The organism is Salinisphaera dokdonensis CL-ES53 (assembly GCF_040361215.1).
GTDB lineage: Bacteria > Pseudomonadota > Gammaproteobacteria > Nevskiales > Salinisphaeraceae > Salinisphaera > Salinisphaera dokdonensis.
The window spans coordinates 479,938-497,233 of the sequence record NZ_APND01000003.1 but is presented as its reverse complement, the minus strand read 5'-3'; the positions used below and the strand labels follow the sequence as shown (position 1 = coordinate 497,233).

17 protein-coding genes are annotated in these 17,296 nt (G+C 63.9%); 7 read left to right on the top strand and 10 right to left on the bottom strand.

What is annotated here, in order from left to right; all coding sequences use genetic code 11:
- Nucleotides 1-10: 10 nt before the first annotated feature.
- Nucleotides 11-322 carry a YMGG-like glycine zipper-containing protein gene (locus SADO_RS11835; protein WP_353111595.1) on the top strand — a complete coding sequence of 104 codons (312 nt, stop codon included), beginning with the start codon at nt 11-13 and terminating at the stop codon, nt 320-322.
- 117 nt (nt 323-439) lie between these two features.
- Here SADO_RS11835 and SADO_RS11830 read toward each other — a convergent pair whose 3' ends face one another.
- The 4 genes from SADO_RS11830 to SADO_RS11815 form a co-directional block, all read right to left on the bottom strand.
- Nucleotides 440-1,942 carry a M23 family metallopeptidase gene (locus tag SADO_RS11830; protein ID WP_353111593.1) on the bottom strand — a complete coding sequence of 501 codons (1,503 nt, stop codon included), beginning with the start codon at nt 1,940-1,942 and terminating at the stop codon, nt 440-442.
- A gap of 470 nt (nt 1,943-2,412) precedes the next feature.
- On the bottom strand, nt 2,413-3,936 hold the full coding sequence (locus tag SADO_RS11825; protein ID WP_353111591.1) for a DHA2 family efflux MFS transporter permease subunit: 1,524 nt from the start codon (nt 3,934-3,936) through the stop codon (nt 2,413-2,415).
- Nucleotides 3,933-5,177, bottom strand: coding sequence for an HlyD family secretion protein (locus tag SADO_RS11820; RefSeq protein WP_353111589.1), 1,245 nt, complete (start codon nt 5,175-5,177; stop codon nt 3,933-3,935). The genes SADO_RS11825 and SADO_RS11820 overlap by 4 nt, the downstream gene beginning before the upstream one ends.
- A gap of 11 nt (nt 5,178-5,188) precedes the next feature.
- The gene (locus SADO_RS11815; protein ID WP_353111587.1) at nt 5,189-6,727 is read right to left on the bottom strand and encodes an efflux transporter outer membrane subunit; all 1,539 of its coding nucleotides are present in this window, start codon (nt 6,725-6,727) and stop codon (nt 5,189-5,191) included.
- A gap of 126 nt (nt 6,728-6,853) precedes the next feature.
- On the opposite strand from SADO_RS11815, the gene SADO_RS11810 reads away from it, so the two are divergent.
- The 3 genes from SADO_RS11810 (at nt 6,854) to SADO_RS11800 (ending at nt 10,085) form a co-directional block, all read left to right on the top strand.
- Entirely contained in the window at nt 6,854-7,498 is a 645-nt protein-coding gene (locus SADO_RS11810) for a TetR/AcrR family transcriptional regulator (protein WP_353111585.1), read from the top strand.
- 61 nt (nt 7,499-7,559) lie between these two features.
- On the top strand, nt 7,560-8,963 hold the full coding sequence (locus SADO_RS11805) for an APC family permease (protein WP_353111583.1): 1,404 nt from the start codon (nt 7,560-7,562) through the stop codon (nt 8,961-8,963).
- A gap of 117 nt (nt 8,964-9,080) precedes the next feature.
- Nucleotides 9,081-10,085: an SH3 domain-containing protein gene (locus SADO_RS11800; protein WP_353111582.1), complete on the top strand. Its 1,005-nt coding sequence runs from the start codon at nt 9,081-9,083 to the stop codon at nt 10,083-10,085.
- A gap of 96 nt (nt 10,086-10,181) precedes the next feature.
- Here the strand turns inward: SADO_RS11800 and SADO_RS11795 are convergent, their stop codons facing one another.
- The 6 genes from SADO_RS11795 to purT form a co-directional block, all read right to left on the bottom strand.
- Complete coding sequence (locus SADO_RS11795; RefSeq protein WP_353111581.1) at nt 10,182-10,874, bottom strand: SDR family oxidoreductase; 693 nt, start codon at nt 10,872-10,874, stop codon at nt 10,182-10,184.
- A gap of 120 nt (nt 10,875-10,994) precedes the next feature.
- The gene (locus SADO_RS11790) at nt 10,995-11,474 is read right to left on the bottom strand and encodes an FKBP-type peptidyl-prolyl cis-trans isomerase (protein ID WP_353111579.1); all 480 of its coding nucleotides are present in this window, start codon (nt 11,472-11,474) and stop codon (nt 10,995-10,997) included.
- A gap of 223 nt (nt 11,475-11,697) precedes the next feature.
- Nucleotides 11,698-12,123, bottom strand: a complete 426-nt coding sequence (locus tag SADO_RS11785; RefSeq protein ID WP_353111577.1) for an OsmC family protein — start codon at nt 12,121-12,123, stop codon at nt 11,698-11,700.
- Between the two features lie 170 nt (nt 12,124-12,293).
- Nucleotides 12,294-13,082, bottom strand: coding sequence for an SDR family oxidoreductase (locus SADO_RS11780; protein WP_353111575.1), 789 nt, complete (start codon nt 13,080-13,082; stop codon nt 12,294-12,296).
- Nucleotides 13,083-13,195: 113 nt separating this feature from the next.
- Nucleotides 13,196-13,420, bottom strand: coding sequence for a hypothetical protein (locus SADO_RS11775; protein WP_353111573.1), 225 nt, complete (start codon nt 13,418-13,420; stop codon nt 13,196-13,198).
- A 145-nt stretch (nt 13,421-13,565) separates the two neighbouring features.
- Nucleotides 13,566-14,756, bottom strand: coding sequence for a formate-dependent phosphoribosylglycinamide formyltransferase (gene purT / locus SADO_RS11770; RefSeq protein ID WP_353111571.1), 1,191 nt, complete (start codon nt 14,754-14,756; stop codon nt 13,566-13,568).
- 113 nt (nt 14,757-14,869) lie between these two features.
- Between purT and SADO_RS11765 the strand changes: the two genes are divergently transcribed.
- From SADO_RS11765 to SADO_RS11755, 3 genes are read left to right on the top strand one after another with little or no spacing between them, the layout of a single operon-like run.
- Nucleotides 14,870-16,075, top strand: coding sequence for a CaiB/BaiF CoA transferase family protein (locus SADO_RS11765; RefSeq protein WP_353111569.1), 1,206 nt, complete (start codon nt 14,870-14,872; stop codon nt 16,073-16,075).
- 7 nt (nt 16,076-16,082) lie between these two features.
- Nucleotides 16,083-16,793 carry a glutathione S-transferase family protein gene (locus tag SADO_RS11760; protein WP_353111567.1) on the top strand — a complete coding sequence of 237 codons (711 nt, stop codon included), beginning with the start codon at nt 16,083-16,085 and terminating at the stop codon, nt 16,791-16,793.
- 39 nt (nt 16,794-16,832) lie between these two features.
- Complete coding sequence (locus SADO_RS11755; RefSeq protein WP_353111565.1) at nt 16,833-17,258, top strand: hypothetical protein; 426 nt, start codon at nt 16,833-16,835, stop codon at nt 17,256-17,258.
- The last annotated feature ends 38 nt before the right edge of the window (nt 17,259-17,296 follow it).

The following is a 17,296-nucleotide window of genomic DNA, read 5'->3' as shown; positions in this document are numbered from 1 at the left end:
GGAGCAGAACATGAAGAAGACTATCGCCATACTGGCAACGGGTACCGCGCTGTCGTTTGCGAGCACGGCCGGTATGGCCGGGGACACGCTCAATTCGGCGATCGGTGGAGGACTCGGCGGGGCCGCAGGTGCGGCGGTGGGGCAGGCGCTCTATGGCTCAACCGGCGCTGTGGTCGGCGGTGGTCTGGGCGGTGCCGGTGGTGCCGTGCTGGCCAACGAATACAACGACCGCGGACATGACCGCCATCACGACCGGCACCGCGGCCACGGCAAGCATCATCGCAAGTACCGCAAACATCGCAAGCACCGCCGTCATCACTAGAACACGCGGTATGAGGCCGTCATTGACGGACCTCTAATTCCAAAGAACGCGCAGAAAAAAAGCCGGGTGGCTCGCCAACCGGCTTTTCTTTTGGTTGCTTACCCGGCCGTTATCTCGTCAGGCGTTGGTGTCGGACGAGGCCACGCAAAACAGTTCCGCCAGCGAATGGCGCTTGCGAGTGTTTTTCGGGGCAAGCGCGAATGCGGCGTTGACGCCGCTGGCGCGGATGCAACCGTGACGCGCATCCACGCTCGCGCTTGAGGCGATGAGCGTATTCGGCATGTCCGGTACGTCGTCGAGTCGCGCGATCAGCGGCTGGATACGATTCGTGAAGGCGGCCAGGCGTGCCTGCGGCAAGGATTCGCCGTCGGGCAGTTTCATCGTCAGAGGATTGTGCGCGCGCCCGTCGCGCCGCACTTCGTAATGCAGATGGGGGCCGGTCGCTTCGCCGGTCGCGCCGACATAGCCGATGACCTGGCCCTTACGCACGCGGTCTCCTTTCTCGATACCGTCGACGAACTCGTACATGTGGCCGTAGCGGGTCGTGTAACCATCGAAATGACGCAGCTGCACGATGCGGCCATAGCCATGCTTGCGGCCGACGAATGTGACCACCCCGTCTCCGGCCGCATGGATCGGTGTGCCGCGGGCCGCGGCGAAATCCACGCCCCAGTGCGGGCGACGTACCCGCAGGATCGGATGCAGGCGGCTGGGATTGAACGGCGAACTGACGCGCGAATACTTAAGTGGGTGACGCGACAGGGACGGCTCATAGGGCTTGCCGGTCGCGTCGTAATAACGCACTTCGCCGTCGTCGTTCACCGCGCGGAACGCCTTGAGGTTCTGTCCGCCAGTCGTGATGCTGGCGGCGATGACCGGGCCCGCCGCGACGCGCTTGCCGTCGGCATACTCCGCGTCGTAGACCACGCTGAAGGCATCGCCCGGATGCATATGACGGGATAGATTGGCGCGATAGCGGTAGATATGCGCCAGCTGGGTTGCCACGTTCGGGGGCACGCCAGCACTGGAAAGCGACTGGGAGAGCGAGCCGTCGACCGTGCCGCGCACGCTCAGACGACGCGTATGGGTGTCGAGATGCACAATCTCGGCTTCGAGCTCGCCCGGGTTGTTGCCCCCGCCGCCGAGGTTGCTGCGGCTGACGGACAGCGTGTCCACGGAGTTGAGTTTGAAGCGCAGTTCGGCCAGATGGCCGCTGGTGGTCTTGCGCAGTTCGAGGGTATCGCCGGGTCGAAGTTTTTCGAGGGGCTTAACCTTTTCGCCGAGATTGAGCAGGGCGACCCATTCACGGGCCGGCAATCCGGCTCGAGAGAACAGTTTGGACAATGAATCGCCCGGCGCGACGGTGATCTCCTGCCAGGGCGTGATCTCGGGCGCGCTTTTCGCGAGCAGTGCCTGTCGTTCGTCGTGTTCGAGTTGATCGGTCAGCAGTGGACGCGACTGGTGGGCACCCAGAACGCCCGAGCTATTGAAAGCAGCGGCGTGCAGGCCTGCACTCGATCCGTACGAGAACGGGTTTGCATGGGCACCGCCCAGACAAACGAACAAACCTATACCTAGCGCGCCGTGCGAGCCGGCACGCAAAAAATCCAACCAACGCATCTATAGCCCTCGGTTCCTCGCGCTCTTGCAGCGAAAGCTTTCGCCCAACAGTCGCCTTCGACCTGTTCCCCGGGGTAAAAGTTTCGTAACAGTCACATGATCGTTCGCCCGGTCCCCACCGGGGCATCGAGCCTGCCTCGCGGCGAGCTGCGGGTTACACAGTAACATCGGCCGCAACGGGCTGCGCTTTAGCACCGGGTAGGGAACAGGGCCGGGAGAGACACACTAAAGATCGACCCGCACATCTTTTCTTGTACTGACAACAGGTGGCGCTGCATTCGTCGAGTAGTGCCTCAAGCCTCGAAAAGCCGCGGCCCGAGTTTTGCGGCAACCCGCTCGAGGCAGAAAGTGCGACAGAGTTGCGCTAAATCGGCGCTTACGCTGCCGGACGCCCGGCGTCGCCATACGCCGCAGCCGTCCGGCCTAGCGGATGCGCTTCGCGCGTCTCCCCGCGAGCGCGAAAGCTGCGATCACTCGTTGGGTCGCGACATCCACACCACCACGGTAAGTCCCAGAAACACGCAGCCGGCGAGCGTATACATCTCGTTGAGCCCGAGCATGAAGGATTGCTCCGAGATCGTCTGCGCGAGAGCGCCGTAGGATTGCGGCTCGCTGAGGCCGCTCGCCTGTGCCTGGGCAAGCCACTGCTGGGTCAGTGGGTCGGAGGCCGAGGTATGCGCGCTCAGCACATGGTCGTGATAGGCCTGGCGCCGGTCCCACATCGTCACGGACAGTGATGTGCCGAAGCTCAGCGCGATCAGGCGCATGAAATTAAACAGCCCCGACGCGCTGGCCACCTTGCTCGACGGTAGGCCGGTCAGCGACAGCGTTATCAACGGGATGAAGAAACAGGCCAGCCCGATGCCCCACGGCAGGCGGGTGAGAAAAAGCTGCTGGAAGCTGATCTCGGTGTTGGCGTCGGCCTTGAGGAATGACAGGCCGGCGAACAGCAGCATGCCGAAGGTCACGATAACGCGGATATCAATCTTGTCGGTCAGCCGGCCGACGATCGGGGAAAAGATCGCACCCATCAGCCCCAGCGAGGCGGTCGTGATGCCGGCCCAGGTCGGCGTGTAGCCCTGCTCGTTCTGCAGCCACAGCGGCAGCAGCACGACGCCGGCGAAATAGGTCATGAAACCAAGCGTCACGCATAGCGTGGCGACGGTGAAATTACGCCGGCCGAACAGCTTGAGATCCACTACCGGGTTGTCGTCGGTCAGCTCCCAGACCACGAACAAGGCGAGAAAAACCGTGGCCGTGATCGCCAGAACGACGATGAACGAAGACTGGAACCAGGCCTCGTCGTTGCCCTTGTCGAGCATGATCTGCAGTGCGCCCACGCCGACGATCAGCAGGGCGAGGCCGACCAGGTCGAGCGGTAGTCTCTGCGTCTCGGTTTCGCGATTGCGCAGGACAAACCAGGTGCCGGTGGCAGCGAAGATGCCCACCGGTACGTTGATGTAGAAGATCCACGACCAGCTGACGTTGTCGGTGATCCAGCCGCCGAGGATCGGTCCGGCGACCGGCCCGACGACGGCCGTCATGCCCCATATGCCGTTGGCGAAGCCGCGCTTTTCCGGCGGATAATTGGCCAGCAGTAGGCTTTGGGACAAAGGAATCATCGGTCCGGCGACTACGCCCTGCGCGGCGCGCATCACCAGCAGCATCACGAACGATCCCGAAATGCCGCACAAAAACGAGAACAGGGTGAACAGCACCGTGCACCATACGAACAGCTTTACCTCGCCCACGCGCTTGGCCATCCAGCCGGAGACCGGCACCGCGATCGCGTTGGCCACCGCGAACGAGGTGATCACCCAGGTGCCGTTGCTGGTGGACACGCCGAGGTCGCCCGCGATGGTGGGGATCGACACGTTGGCGATCGACACATCCAGCACGTTCATGAACACGGCGAGCGCCAGGCTCAGCGTCACCAGCACGAGTGCCCCGGGCGGCAATGGCGCCGGGACGCTGTCGTCGGCGCTTGCGCTCATGACTGCGGCGAAAGCCGGCCGATGCTGTTCGCGGGCGCCTGTGCCGTGGTTGCGGGATCGCCGTCATTGACCGCGATAATGCGATCGATCAGCCGTTCCGCGCCGTCCTCGCGCTGACCATAGACGTCGGTACGCATGCGTGTTTCGGTCGGCGCATGCTCGGCCAGCGGTTTGCCGCTGGTGTCGTGCAGGTCGACGCTCACCTGCATCGACAGGCCCAGGCGCAGCGGGTGGTTTTCGAGATCTTTCGGGTCGATGACGATACGCACCGGCACCCGACGCACGATCTTGATCCAGTTGCCGGACGCATTCTGTGGTGGCAGCAGTTCGAAGGCCGCGCCCGTGCCCGGGCTGATGCCGGCGACGTGACCGTGGTAGAGCGTCTCGTCGCCGTAGAAGTCTGAATAGACGTCGGCCGGCTGGCCGATCCGCATTGCGGCGAGCTGGGTTTCCTTGAAATTGGCGTTCACCCAGACCTGATTGATGGGCACGATCGACAGCATCGGCTTGCTCGGATCGACGCGCTGGCCGAGCTGCACATCGCGCTGGGCGACATAACCCGAAACCGGCGCGGGCACGCGGCTGCGGCGCACGTCGAGCCATGCTGCCCGCAGCTGCGCCGCCGCCTGGCGCACCTGGGGGTGACCGCGCAGGGTAGTGCCCTCGGTCTGGGCCTCAAGCTCGGTGAGGCGGTGTTTGGCTGCTGCGAGCTGCGACCGGGCCTGATGATAGGCGGCGCGGCTGTGCTCGAAGGCTTTCTGGGTTACGCCGCGGACCTTGATCAGGCGCTGATCGCGGTTGTAGTCGCGCCGTGCCTGTTCGAGTTCGGTGGCATACATGTCCACCGTCGCGCGCTGGGCGTCGGCCTGGGCGAACAGCTGATGGACATGACGTACTGCGTCGGCAAGTCCGGCGCTGGCGTTCTCCAGTGCGTTGCCGACATCGCTGTCGTCGAGCTCGATCAGGGTATCGCCGGCGTTCACGCGGTCGGTGTCGTCCGCATGGATGGCGGTGACGGTGCCGGGCCGCTGTGGCGTGAGCATGATGCGGTTGCCGTGCACGTAGGCGTCGTTGGTCGCGGCATAGAACTGGGCAACGAGCAGATAGTAGGCGCCATAGGCCACGCCGATGAGAACGAACACGGCGGCCAGGCCGAGCAGGTACCACTTGCGGCGCGGATTGCCCTTGCGGGCGATGGGTTCGCTGCGGGTCGTATCGGGCGTGCTGGAATCATCGGCCATGGACTTTCCTTTCAATCAACAGACGCCGTCTCGGCGTCGTCCGGCGTAGCGAGCGGCGAGACGTCAGCGTTCCACCAGCCGCCGCCGAGCGCGCGAAACAGGCCGGCGCTGTCGCTGTAGCGAGTCACGCGTGCACTGGCGACGTCGAGCAGTGCCTCCTGGTATTGCGCTTCGGCGGTATAGAGCGCGATATAGGTCGCGGCGCCGTTGTTCACCCGCGCTCGCACGCTTTCCAGGTTGCGGCGTGCCTGTTCGGCGGCGACCCGCTGGTCGCGCAGTGCGCGCGCGTCGGATTCGATCGAGCGCAGGCTGTTGGAGACTTCGCCGAAGGCGGCGAGTGCGGTGGCACGGTAGTCGGCCAGGGCGGCCACGTATTGATCGCGCGCGGCGCGTTTCTGGGCGCGCAGGCGCCCGCCGGCGAACAGCGGCGCGCTCACCGAGGCTCCCAGCTGCCACAGCGCGTTCATCGGATCGGTCAGATCGCCCAGGCCGAGGCCTTCGCGACTGTAGTAGCCGGTGATCGAGAAATCCGGCAGCAGGTTCGCGCTGGCGATGCCGATCTGTGCACTGGCGGCGTGCACCAGCGCCTCGGCGGCTAGGATGTCCGGTCGTTGGCGCACCAGTGCGCTGGGCACGCTCACGGGCAGCGTTTCGGGCAGGGTGAGTTCTTCGATCGCGAATCGCGGGTCGTCGAATTCACCGGGCGCCGCGCCCACGAGGGTTGCCATGCGGTTGACCGCGATCGCCCGCTGCTTGCGTAGCGGCTCCAGCGAGGCGCGCGTGCGTGCGAGCCGTGTGCGGATCTGCGAGGCGTCGGCGTCGATAGCCGCGCCGTACTCCACCTGCTTGTCGACGATATCGAGCGTGCGTTGCTGGCTGGCGATGATCTGCTGGGTGGTATCAATCGCCGCGTTCAGCCCGGCTTCGGCCACGGCCGTGGCGACGAGGTTGTTGACCAGCGTCACGTAGGTATCGAGTACCTGATAACGCGCGAAATCCAGCTGTGCCTCGCTGCGCTCGATCTGGCGGCGGGTCTTGCCGAATACATCGAGATCGTAGCTGGCGCTGATGCGGCCGCTGTAGAGATTGAAAACGTTGATGAACATCGGATCGTCGATGCCCAGTTCGATGCCGCTGGCGCGTTGCCGCGACACGCCGGCCGACGCGCCGACCTGCGGAAACAGCGCCCCCTGGCTTGCGTTCACCGCCTCGCGCGCGGCCTTCAGACGGGCGCGACCGGCTGCGAGCGTGGGGCTGTGCGACAGCGCCCGTGCGATCAGGCTGTCGAGCTTGTCGGAGCCGAATACCCGGTACCAGTCGGCCTGCACCGCGCCGGCACGTTCGAACATCTGGCGATTCAATGTCGCATCGTCGACGGTTGTCTGCGGGATCGTGTATGCCTGCCCGTCGGCAGCAGCGGGGCGCTGATAGTCGGGGCCCACGGTGCAGCCTGCGAGCAGCGTCAGGCTCAACACGGTGACGACGCGGCGCAAAAGCACACGCCGCCATGCGTGACCTGAGTCGTCCGGGAGGGTGCTGTTGAAAGGCATGGCAAGCGGCCGGCAGTATAGGAATCTGAACTGTACGGTTCAGTTCAGTTGCGATAATTTAGTTGCGTATAACACTAACTGTCAAATACACACGAATGCCCATGCAAGGCTTCTGGAGCGTGCGCGATGAATGAAATCGATCGAGAACAGGCCGTTGCCACGCATGGCAAGCCGGCCCAGGTGCTCGATGCCGCGCGCGCGCTGTTTGTCGAGCATGGCTTCGGCGCAAGCAGCATGGATGCGATCGCAGCCCGAGCGGGCGTGTCCAAGGCGACGGTATATGCCCATTACGCGAGCAAGCAGGCCCTGTTTGCCGCGACGACCCGGCGCGAGTGCCGGCGCGTGCACGAGCGCATGGCCCTGCCCGACGACGTCGGCGACCTGTCGTTGTCCCGTGCGTTGACCGATATCGGCCATTCCTTCCTGCAGGCGATCCTGTCCCAGCAGAACCTCACGCTGTTGCGCATGGTGGCCGCCGAGCTGCCGCGTTTCCCCGAACTCGGGCCGATCTTCTACGACAGTGCGCCGGGCCTGACGCTGGCAAGCGTCAGCGGCTATCTGGAACAGGCACGTTCACATGGCCTGGTCGATCTGCCGGATTGCCGGCTTGCCGCAGGTCAGTTTCTGGGTGCGTTGCGCGGCGACTCGCAGATCAGGGCGCTGCTCGGCTTGACGCCGGATGTCGATGACGCAGAACAGATTGTCGACGCGGCGGTGGCGATGTTCGTCGCCCGTTACGCGATCGTTACACCGGCCCGTGACGGTCGGTGATAGGCTGCGATAAAGGGGAATTCAGAACGCAGCAAACGACCTGCCGGGTCGGGGGGAAACGATGACCATCAGCGGTGATACGCCGCGGTTCGTGCGTGTTCTGGCGCGCAAGGATGTGCTGGCGCTCGCCTTCGGGGCGATGATCGGCTGGGGCTGGATCGTGATGACCGGCACCTGGATTCTTTCGGCCGGCAGCATGGGGGCGGTCAGCGCCTTTCTGATCGGCGGGGTTGCCATCGTGTTGGTGGGGTTGACCTACGCAGAACTGGCTGCGGCCATGCCGCAGGCTGGCGGCGAGCACGTCTACAGCTATCGTGGGCTTGGCCACCTAGCGTCGTTCGTCTGTACCTGGGCGATCGTGCTCGGCTATATGACCGTGGTCTCGTTCGAGGCCGTGGCGCTGCCCACCGTGGTCGAGAACCTGTTCCCCGGCTACAGCGTGGGTCATCTCTGGACCGTGGCCGGCTGGGATGTCGAGGCCACGTGGGTGGCCGTCGGCGTAATCGGGTCGTTGATGATGATGTGGATCAACTACATCGGTATCCGTACGGCGGCCCTGGTGCAGAAGCTCGTGACCGTGATGATCGTCGTGGTCGGGCTGATGTTTCTCACCGGTGCGCTATTTACCGGTGACGGCGGCAATCTCACGCCGCTGTTCACCGGCGACAACTCCGTGCCCGGCGGGATCATGAGCGTGCTCGTGATGGTGCCTTTCATGTTCGTCGGCTTTGACGTGATTCCCCAGGCCGCCGAGGAGATAGACCTGCCGCAGCGTGATATCGGCCGCCTGCTCATGTTCTCGGTGCTGCTGGCGGTGTTCTGGTATGCCGCGATCATTTTCGCGACCGCGCTCTCGCTCGGCCCCGACGGGATCGATCCGGACTCGCTGGCGGTGCCGGACGCGATGGCCGCGGCCTTTTCCAGCAACTGGGCCGGCAAGCTCATGGTGCTGGCTGGCATGGCCGGTATTCTCACCAGCTGGAACGCGTTCTATATCGGCGGCTCGCGCGCGATCTATGCGCTGGCCAAGGCAGATATGCTGCCGCGCCTGTTTGCCGAGCTGCATCCGCGCTACAACACGCCGACCAATGCGATCCTGCTGATCGGCGCGGTGAGTTCGATTGCGCCGCTGCTCGGCCGGAGCGCGATGGTTTGGCTGGTCGACGCTGGCGGTCTGGGCATCGTGCTGGCGTATCTGTTCGTGGCAGCATCGTTCGTGGTTCTGCGCTATCGCGAGCCGCACATGGAGCGCCCGTTTCTCGTGCCTGGCGGCAAGGTCGTCGGTATAGTTGCCATCGGGTTGTCGCTGGCACTGATCGCGCTCTATCTGCCGGGTAGTCCGTCCGCGCTGTTGCCTGTGGAATGGGCCATCTTCGGTGTCTGGATGGTTGGCGGCGCGGCGATGTATGCCTGGGCTCGTGTACGCTACGGCGTGCACAAGCCGGATCGGGCAGCGGGGCCGTAGTTACTGGGGAACAGGCCTGGTTTTGCACGGTATTTGACCGTGCGCTCGGGGTTTGGTTAAAAGCACTTTCAATGAGGGGTTCGCGGCCGTCACAAGGCCGCAATGCAAGGATTGAGCATGAATAAAACAGCGATCGCACGGCTCGCGGTTATAGCTATTACGGCCTCCACCGCGTTCGCGAGCGTCAACAACGCTTTCGCGCAGGCGCCCAGCGATGCCGAAGCTGCCGAAGTACTCAAGACAGCCAAACCGTTGGCCGACAACGGCAATGCCAACGCCCAGTACAACATGGGCGTGCTCTACGACGAGGGTTATGGCGTCGAGCAGGACTATGCCAAGGCGCGCCGCTGGTACGAGAAGGCGGCGGCGCAGAATTACGCCAAGGCAGAACACAATCTCGGCATCATGTATCAGTCCGGGCACGGCGTAGAAAAGGATAGCGCCCTGGCCGCGGAGTGGTTCACGCGCGCCGCCGAGCACGGCGAGTCGGCTGCCCAGAACAATCTGGCCGTGCTCTATGTGCGTGGCGAGGGCGTAAAGCAGGATCTCGCCGAAGCGGCTAAGTGGGCGGCCAAGGCGGCTGCTGCCGGCAATAGTTCGGCCAAGAACAATCTGCCGCAGATCAGCCAGAATCTGCCGCAGTCGCGTATCGATGGCGACAACGTGAATATCCGCAGCCAGCCGAGTACCCGCGGCCGGGTATTGCGCCAGGCGGATCGCAACACACGCGTATCGGTCTTGGATACCCGCAACGATTGGGCGCAGGTCATTTTCCGTGACGATTACACGGTGGGCTGGGTGGCCGACTTTCTACTCGCGGGCAGCAGCGCGCCACTACGCAACGGCGATGACGGCGGGCAGCAGGCGAGTTCGGGCCAGCAGGGCGGCGATCGCGGGGGCAACGATGCCTTGCCGCAAGCCGTATCCGAGACCGGGCCGATCCGTTATATCGGCGGCGATGTAGTCAACGTGCGGTCGGGGCCGTCTACCGGCAACGGTGTGAAGTTCCAGGCCAAGCGCAACGAGCGTGTGATGATCACCGGCCGAGAGAAGGACTGGCGCCGGATTCGTTTCGACGACGGTCGCACGGGCTGGATCGCCGGGTTCCTGCTGGTCGAGTAGGGACGCCAGCGGTACGACCCGCGGATAATAAAAAACCCGGCGCTTTCAAACGCCGGGTTTTTTGTGCCTGCGGCTTGTATCCGGACGCTGGGTCAGTCAGTCCTCGATCTTCGGCGTCGGCCGGACGAGGATTTCGTTGACGTCGACACTGGCCGGACGTGACAGCGAGAACAGCACGGCCTCGGCAATATCACCATCGGTCAGTGCATGTTCCGGCTGGTCGTCGAAAAACGGCGTATCGACCATGCCGGGCTCGATAAGCGTCACGCGCACGCCGGTACCTCGCAGTTCCTCGCGCACCCCGTAGCCGATCGCGGAGACCGCCCACTTGGTGGCGCTGTACATGGAACCTGGGATGGTGGTGCGACCCGCGGCCGAGCCGGTGATAAGCAGATGGCCACGACTCTGCTTGAGCGCTTCGGCACAGCATTGAATCGTCAGGCCCACGCCGTAGACGTTGGTAAGGATCATGTCCTTCCAGACGTCGCTGTCGGCACCGCAGAATCCGCCGGGTTTGCCGCCGATGCCGGCATTGGCGAATACGGCGTCGATCTGGCCGAAATGCGCCAACGTGGATTGCACCATCTGCTGCTGTGAGTCCTTGTCGGTCACATCGCAGCTGACGGCGAAAGCCTTGTCGGCGCCACCGAGTTCGTCGACCAGGGCGTCGAGCTTGGCGGCCGAGCGCGCGGCGAGTGCCACGCGATAGCCCTGTTCGACGGCATGGCGGGCGGTGGCCGCGCCGATACCGCTCGAAGCGCCGGTGATCAGAAGAACCGGTTCACTCATGATCTGGTCTCCTGTCCTCGGTTGTATCGAAATGCATCGTCAGTCACTGGCGCAAATACGCTGCGGCGCGGGCTCCCCAAACGAGGAGCCCGCCCGCCACGTCGCGCCTGTTACTGCGTGCTAGCCGTGCGTCGAGCCGTCGTGCACGTGGCCGTGCTCGATCTCTTCGCTGCTGGCTTCACGGACTTCCGCGATGTTCACGGTGAAGTCGAGCGTCTGGCCGGCCAACACGTGGTTGCCATCGACCGTGACTTCTTCGCCTTCGACTTCCTTGACGGTCACGATCATGGGACCGGCGTCGGATTCGGCGCGGAAGCTCATGCCCGGCGCGAGTTCGTCGACACCCTGGAAGGCATCACGGCTGACCTTCTGCACGAGCTCTTCGCGATAGGGGCCATAGCCTTCTTCGGGATCGATGGTCGTCTTGACCTCTTCGCCCTCGGCATGACCTTCGATCGCTTTCTCCAGACCCGGCACGATGTTGCCGTGGCCGTGAAGATACGCCAGCGGCTGTTCTTCGCCCGACTGATCGATGATTTCGCCCTCGGTGTCGCGCAGCACGTAGTGGATGCTTACGACGCTGTCCTGCTTGACTTCCATTCTTTTCTCGCTCTGATTGGCGCGTGTGAAAGACAAGACCTTGCGACGATCAGGCAAAAAACAATGGCCGTCGGGGCAAAATCATGTGTTTCGCGGGCGTTTCGCGCAGGAAAGGGCCGCTGTGAGCGCTGGTTGTGTCGCGCGAAAACGTGCGTAGCAGACATAAAAAAGCCGGACTAAGGCCCGGCTTTTCGTTCGCACGCTTTACCGCTGTTGAAGGCGATCAGCTCTCCAGAGCGGCGTCGAGCGTGATCTCGGCGCCGGTGTAAAGACGCGATACGGGGCAGGCGTCCTTGGCCTTGGAAGCGATGTCCTTGAACTGGGAATCGTCCATGCCGGGGACCTTGCCACGCGTGATCAGATCGATACGTTCGATCGTCGGCGTGTCCTCGACCGAGAAGTGCACCTTGGCCTCGGTCTGCACCGAATCCGGCGTATGGCCTTCGGCGGCGAGCATGGCCGAGAACTGCATCGAGAAGCAGCCGGCATGCGCCGCGCCCACGAGTTCTTCCGGATTGGTGCCGTTGCCGTCCTCGAAACGGGTCTTGAACGAGAACTGGCCTTCGTAGGCGCCACTTTCCAGGGCCATGTTGCCCTTGCCGGACTTCAGATCACCTTGCCATTGCGCATTTGCCTTGCGAATGGGCATACGTCACTCCTTGTTTATCGATGACAGCCTCGACGGTAAGGCCGTTGGATGGCAAAGACAAGTATTGTGCGCAATCTAAATGGCTCGCGACATGCTCGAACGGGCCGGTGGTGCCGCAATCGACAGACGGCTCGACCCGCCGGGATGCCGCAACAGAGCATCGCCGATTTCTAGTGCTGGTAGATCATCTTGCGGGTCATGCCGCCATCGGCCACCAGCGTTTGACCGGTGATGAAAGCCGCATCACGGCCGCATAGAAAGGCGACCACGCCCGCGATATCGTCGCCGCGGCCGACTCGCCCGCCCGGGTGCTGTTCGTGGTCAACCGCGCGCAGCGATGACGGCGTCTGCGCGCCCGGCTGTTCATCCCGGACGTCGATCCAGCCCGGGGCGACCGCGTTCACACGAACATCCGGACCGAGGCTGATCGACAGCGCATGGGTCAGCGCACTGATGCCACCCTTGCTCGCGGCATAGGCTTCGGTATCGGCCTCGGACTGGTAGGCGCGGCTGGAAGCCATGTTGACGATGCAACCATGGCGTTGGCGAAGCAGCGGCGCGGCGTGCTTCGCGCATAGGAAAAAGCCGGTCAGGTTGGTGCCGATCACCCGATTCCAGTCGGCCAGCGACAACGACTCGATGGGGCCGTTGAAGGGATCGGCGATACCGGCGTTGTTCACCAGTACATCGAGATGGCCGCGGGTGGCGACAAGCTGCTCGATTGCGCTCTGCACGGCGGATTCATCGGCGACGTCGGCGACCAGGGTCTGGCAATGCAGACGCACGCCGGCATCAAGACCGGTCTGCAGATCGGCGAGGGCGCCGGCGTCTTGGTCGAGGGCGCCGACATGATAGCCGTCGTTCAGCAGACGTCGGGTCACGGCACGGCCGATGCCGCGCCCGGCACCGGTTACGAGGGCGACCGGAGAGTTCGAATCGGGGTCGTGGGCGGTGGTCATCGAATGATGGCTCCGGGTTGAAAGCGTCGGTTCAATAATATCGTGCGCATAAAAAAAGCCCGTCGCGATTCGCGACGGGCTTTTGGCAATACGAGATTGCGCGGACGAGCAGCTTAGCTGGCGTCGTCGGCCGCGTCTTCCATCTCGTCGCCGGCGTCTTCCATGCTGTCCTGCATGTCTTCGCCAGCATCTTCCATGCTGTTCGAGGCATCGTCGGTTGCGTTGTCGATGCTTTCGCCAGCGTTCTCGGCCGGGCCGTCTTCTTCACAGGCGGCCAGGCTCAGCGTGCCCAGGCCCAGCAGCATGGCCAGCAGGATCGTGGTCAGTTTCTTTTGCATATTCGACTCCTTGAGTTCGGTAGATGAAGTACTGAGTTGTGCGCGAGAATCGCGCCCCCCGTCAGAACTTGGACGAAAGTATAAAGGAAAGGCACCTTTCCCGTATCTGAATACACAGCCTTTCTCACCTTGTGTGGCAAGCGCTTCAATAGTCGATCTGAACGGCTGCGGCGCTGTTGCGTGCTTTCTCGCGCGCTTCTTCGACTGTTTCGCCGCGGGCCAGGGCAACGCCCAGCCGACGGGCGCCATCGATGACCGGCTTGCCGAACAGGCGCAGTTCGGTATCGCGTTCGGCCAAGGCCGTTTCGAGGCCGCTGTAGCGCATCGATTCGCTCTGGCCGTTGCCGAGGATGACCGCCGACGCCGAAGGCCCGCGCGGATCGATCAGCGGCACCGGCAGGCCGAGGATCGCCCGGGCGTGCAGGGCGAACTCGGACAGGTTCTGGCTGACGAGCGTGACCAGGCCGGTGTCGTGCGGGCGCGGCGAGACCTCGGAAAACCAGACCGTGTCGCCGGCGACGAAGAATTCGACGCCGAACAGGCCATGCCCGCCAAGCGCATCCGTGATCGCCCGGGCCTGGCGCTGGGCCTCGGCCAGCGCGGCCTCGGTCATCGCCTGCGGCTGCCAGGACTCGTGATAGTCGCCGTCGACCTGGCGATGGCCGATCGGCGCGCAGAAACTCGTGCCGCCCACGTGGCGCACGGTCAGCAGGGTGATTTCATAGTCGAATTCGACGAAGCCCTCGATAATCACGCGTGAATTTTCGCCCTTGCGCCCGCGCCCGCCCGATTGCGAATAGGCCCAGGCCGCTTCGATATCGGCGTCGCTGCGAACCGTGCTCTGGCCCTTGCCGGAGGAGGACATCACCGGCTTGACCACGCAGGGCAGGCCGATGGCTTCGACCGCGGCGCGATAATCGGCCTCGGTTTCGGCAAAGCGGAACGGCGAGGTCGGCAGGCCGAGTTCGTCAGCCGCCAGGCGGCGGATGCCTTCGCGGTCCATGGTCAGCTGTGCGGCGCGCGCGGTGGGCACCACGTTGAAACCCTCGGATTCCAGTTCCACGAGCGTGGCCGTGGCGATGGCCTCGATCTCGGGCACGATCAGCGCGGGCTGTTCCTGTTCAACGATTTCGCGCATCGCCGCGCCGTCGGTCATGTCGATGACGTGAAAGCGATGGGCGACCTGCATCGCCGGGGCGCGCTCGTAACGATCGACGGCGATGATCTCGCAGCCCAGCCGTGTGAGCTCGATGGCGACTTCCTTGCCGAGTTCGCCGCTGCCCAGCAGCATCACGCGGGTGGCGGAATCGGAGCCGGGGGTGCCGAGAGTGGTCATGGTGATCCTTTGCAGCGGGCAGGGCGGATTGGGCCGCTATTGTCGCCGCGCAGCGCGCGCGAGAAAAGCGCGTCGCCTTCCCGCGTGTTCTGTCTCCCATTAAACTCTCGCGCATGAAACAGCCTCTCTCCGGTTATCGCGTCATCGACCTCACTGCCATGGTTTCGGGTCCGCTCGCGACCATGCAGCTCGCCGACCAGGGCGCCGAAGTGCTCAAGATCGAGCGTCCCGATGTCGGCGACTACACGCGGCTGGCCTCGAATCAGCGTCACGGATTCTCGGCGAGCTATCTCAACAACAATCGCAACAAGCGCTCCGTCGCGCTCGATCTCAAGGCGCCGGAAGGCCGCGACGCCTTGCGGCGCCTGTGCGAGAACGCCGACGTGTTCGTACAGAACTTCCGCCCCGGTGTCGCCGAGCGCATGGGCATCGGGGAGGCCGCGATTCGCGAAGTCGCGCCGCATATCGTCTACTGCTCGATCAGCGGTTTTGGCGACGCCGGGCCGTATGCGACTTATCCCGTCTACGATCCGCTCGTACAGGCGCTGTCGAGCCTGGCCAGTATCCAGGGCGGCTCCGACGAGGCCCGCCCGCGGCTGGTGCGCACCATCGTGCCGGACAAGCTCACCGGCTATGTCGCCGCCCAGGCGATTACGGCCGCGCTGCTCGCGCGGGCCAACGGCGCGCCGGGACAACATGTGCATGTTTCCATGCTCGATGCGGTAATCGATTTCCTCTGGCATTCCGACATGAACAGCCAGACCTTCGTCGGCGACGAATTCGACCAGGCCAAGGCCGCCAGCTTCATCGATCTGATCTATGAGACCACCACCGGCCATATCAGCGTGGCGGTCCAGAGCGACAAGGAGTGGCGGGCCTTGCTGGCCGCGCTCGACACGCCGGAATGGGGCGAGGATCCGCGCTTCGCCACGCCGGCCGCGCGCCAGGACAATATCAATGTGCGGCTCGAGATGACCCAGGAGAAGTTGGCCACCAACAGCGCCGAGCACTGGCTGGAGCGGCTGACGGAGCATGGCGTGCCCTGTGCGCCGGTGCTGACACGCACCGATCTGCTATCGCACGAACAGATCGCCGCGAACGCGATACTGGTGGAGACCGACCACGAGCAGGCCGGTCGTCTACGTCAGGCGCGCCCGGCCGCCCGTTTCTCCAATATGCCGCAGCCGGATTATCGCGGCGCGCCGCCGCTGGGCGGCGATACCGTGGCCGTGCTCGAGGAAAACGGCTACGACGCCGACGCCATCAAGGCTTTGATCGAAGCCGGCGCTGCGGCCGCCAGCACCGACGCAAAAGGTTGATATCGCGATGATCGACTTCTATTACTGGCCCACGCCCAACGGCTGGAAGATTTCCATTCTTCTTGAGGAACTGGATCTCGAATACAAGCTGATCCCGGTGGATATCAACGCCGGCGATCAATTCGAGCCGGCTTTTCTGGCCATCTCACCCAATAACCGCATGCCGGCGATCGTCGATCATGAGCCGGCGCCCGGCTATGGCGAGGAGCCGCTGGCCATCTTCGAATCCGGTGCGATCGCACGCTATCTTGCCGAGAAGGCCGGCCGGTTCATGCCGGAGGATCTACGCCTACGTAAGGAGGTGGACGAATGGCTGTTCTGGCAGGTGGGTAATCTCGGGCCCATGGGCGGCCAGATGAGTCATTTCGTCAATTACGCACCGGGCGATCATCCGTACTCGTACAAGCGCTACACCGGCGAATATCACCGCTGCCTGGGCGTGCTCGAGCGCCGATTGGAAGGTCGTGACTATCTGGTCGGCGAGACCTATACGATCGCCGATATTGTCAATTGGCCCTGGGTGCTGATTGCGAAAGCGATGGGCCAGCCGCTGGATGAGTTTCCGAACGTCGCCGCCTGGCGGCAACGGGTCAAGGAACGCCCGGCCGTGCAGAAAGGCGTCGATCTGGGCAGGGAATGGCGTGGCGGCCAGCCCAAGACCGAAGCGGCGCGTCAGCGTCTGTTCAATCAGACGGCCGATACGGCGCGCGGCGGCTAGCCGGCCACTACACCGACTTCATCTATATCAAGGCTGTTCATGTTCGCTTACATCAAGGCATTCATTGCCGGTTTCGTTTCCACGCTGGTATTCCATCAAGGGCTGCTCTGGGGCCTCGACAGGGCTGACCTGCTCGATGCGAGCGTTTGGAATATGGCGCCCGTTCCGCCGTTCGGTGTACCGGCGGTGGTGTCCCTGGCTTTCTGGGGCGCGCTCTGGGGCATGCTGCTCTGGCTGCTCATTAGGCGCGCGCTTGCTGCGGGCTACTACGTGGGGGCGTTCATCCTCGGCGCCATCGGCCCCACCATCGTGTATCTGTTCCTGGTGCAATGGCTCAAGGGACAGCCGTTCCCGGAAATTCTCGATGGCCTGACACTGCCGCGCGTGGGCATAGGCTTGGCGCTCAACGGCTTCTGGGGTGTGGGCGTCGCGATCCTGATGCGGGTCATGCACCCTCCGCGCTAGGACCGGCTCAGCGGGCGCCGAGCGCGGCCCGTCTGCCC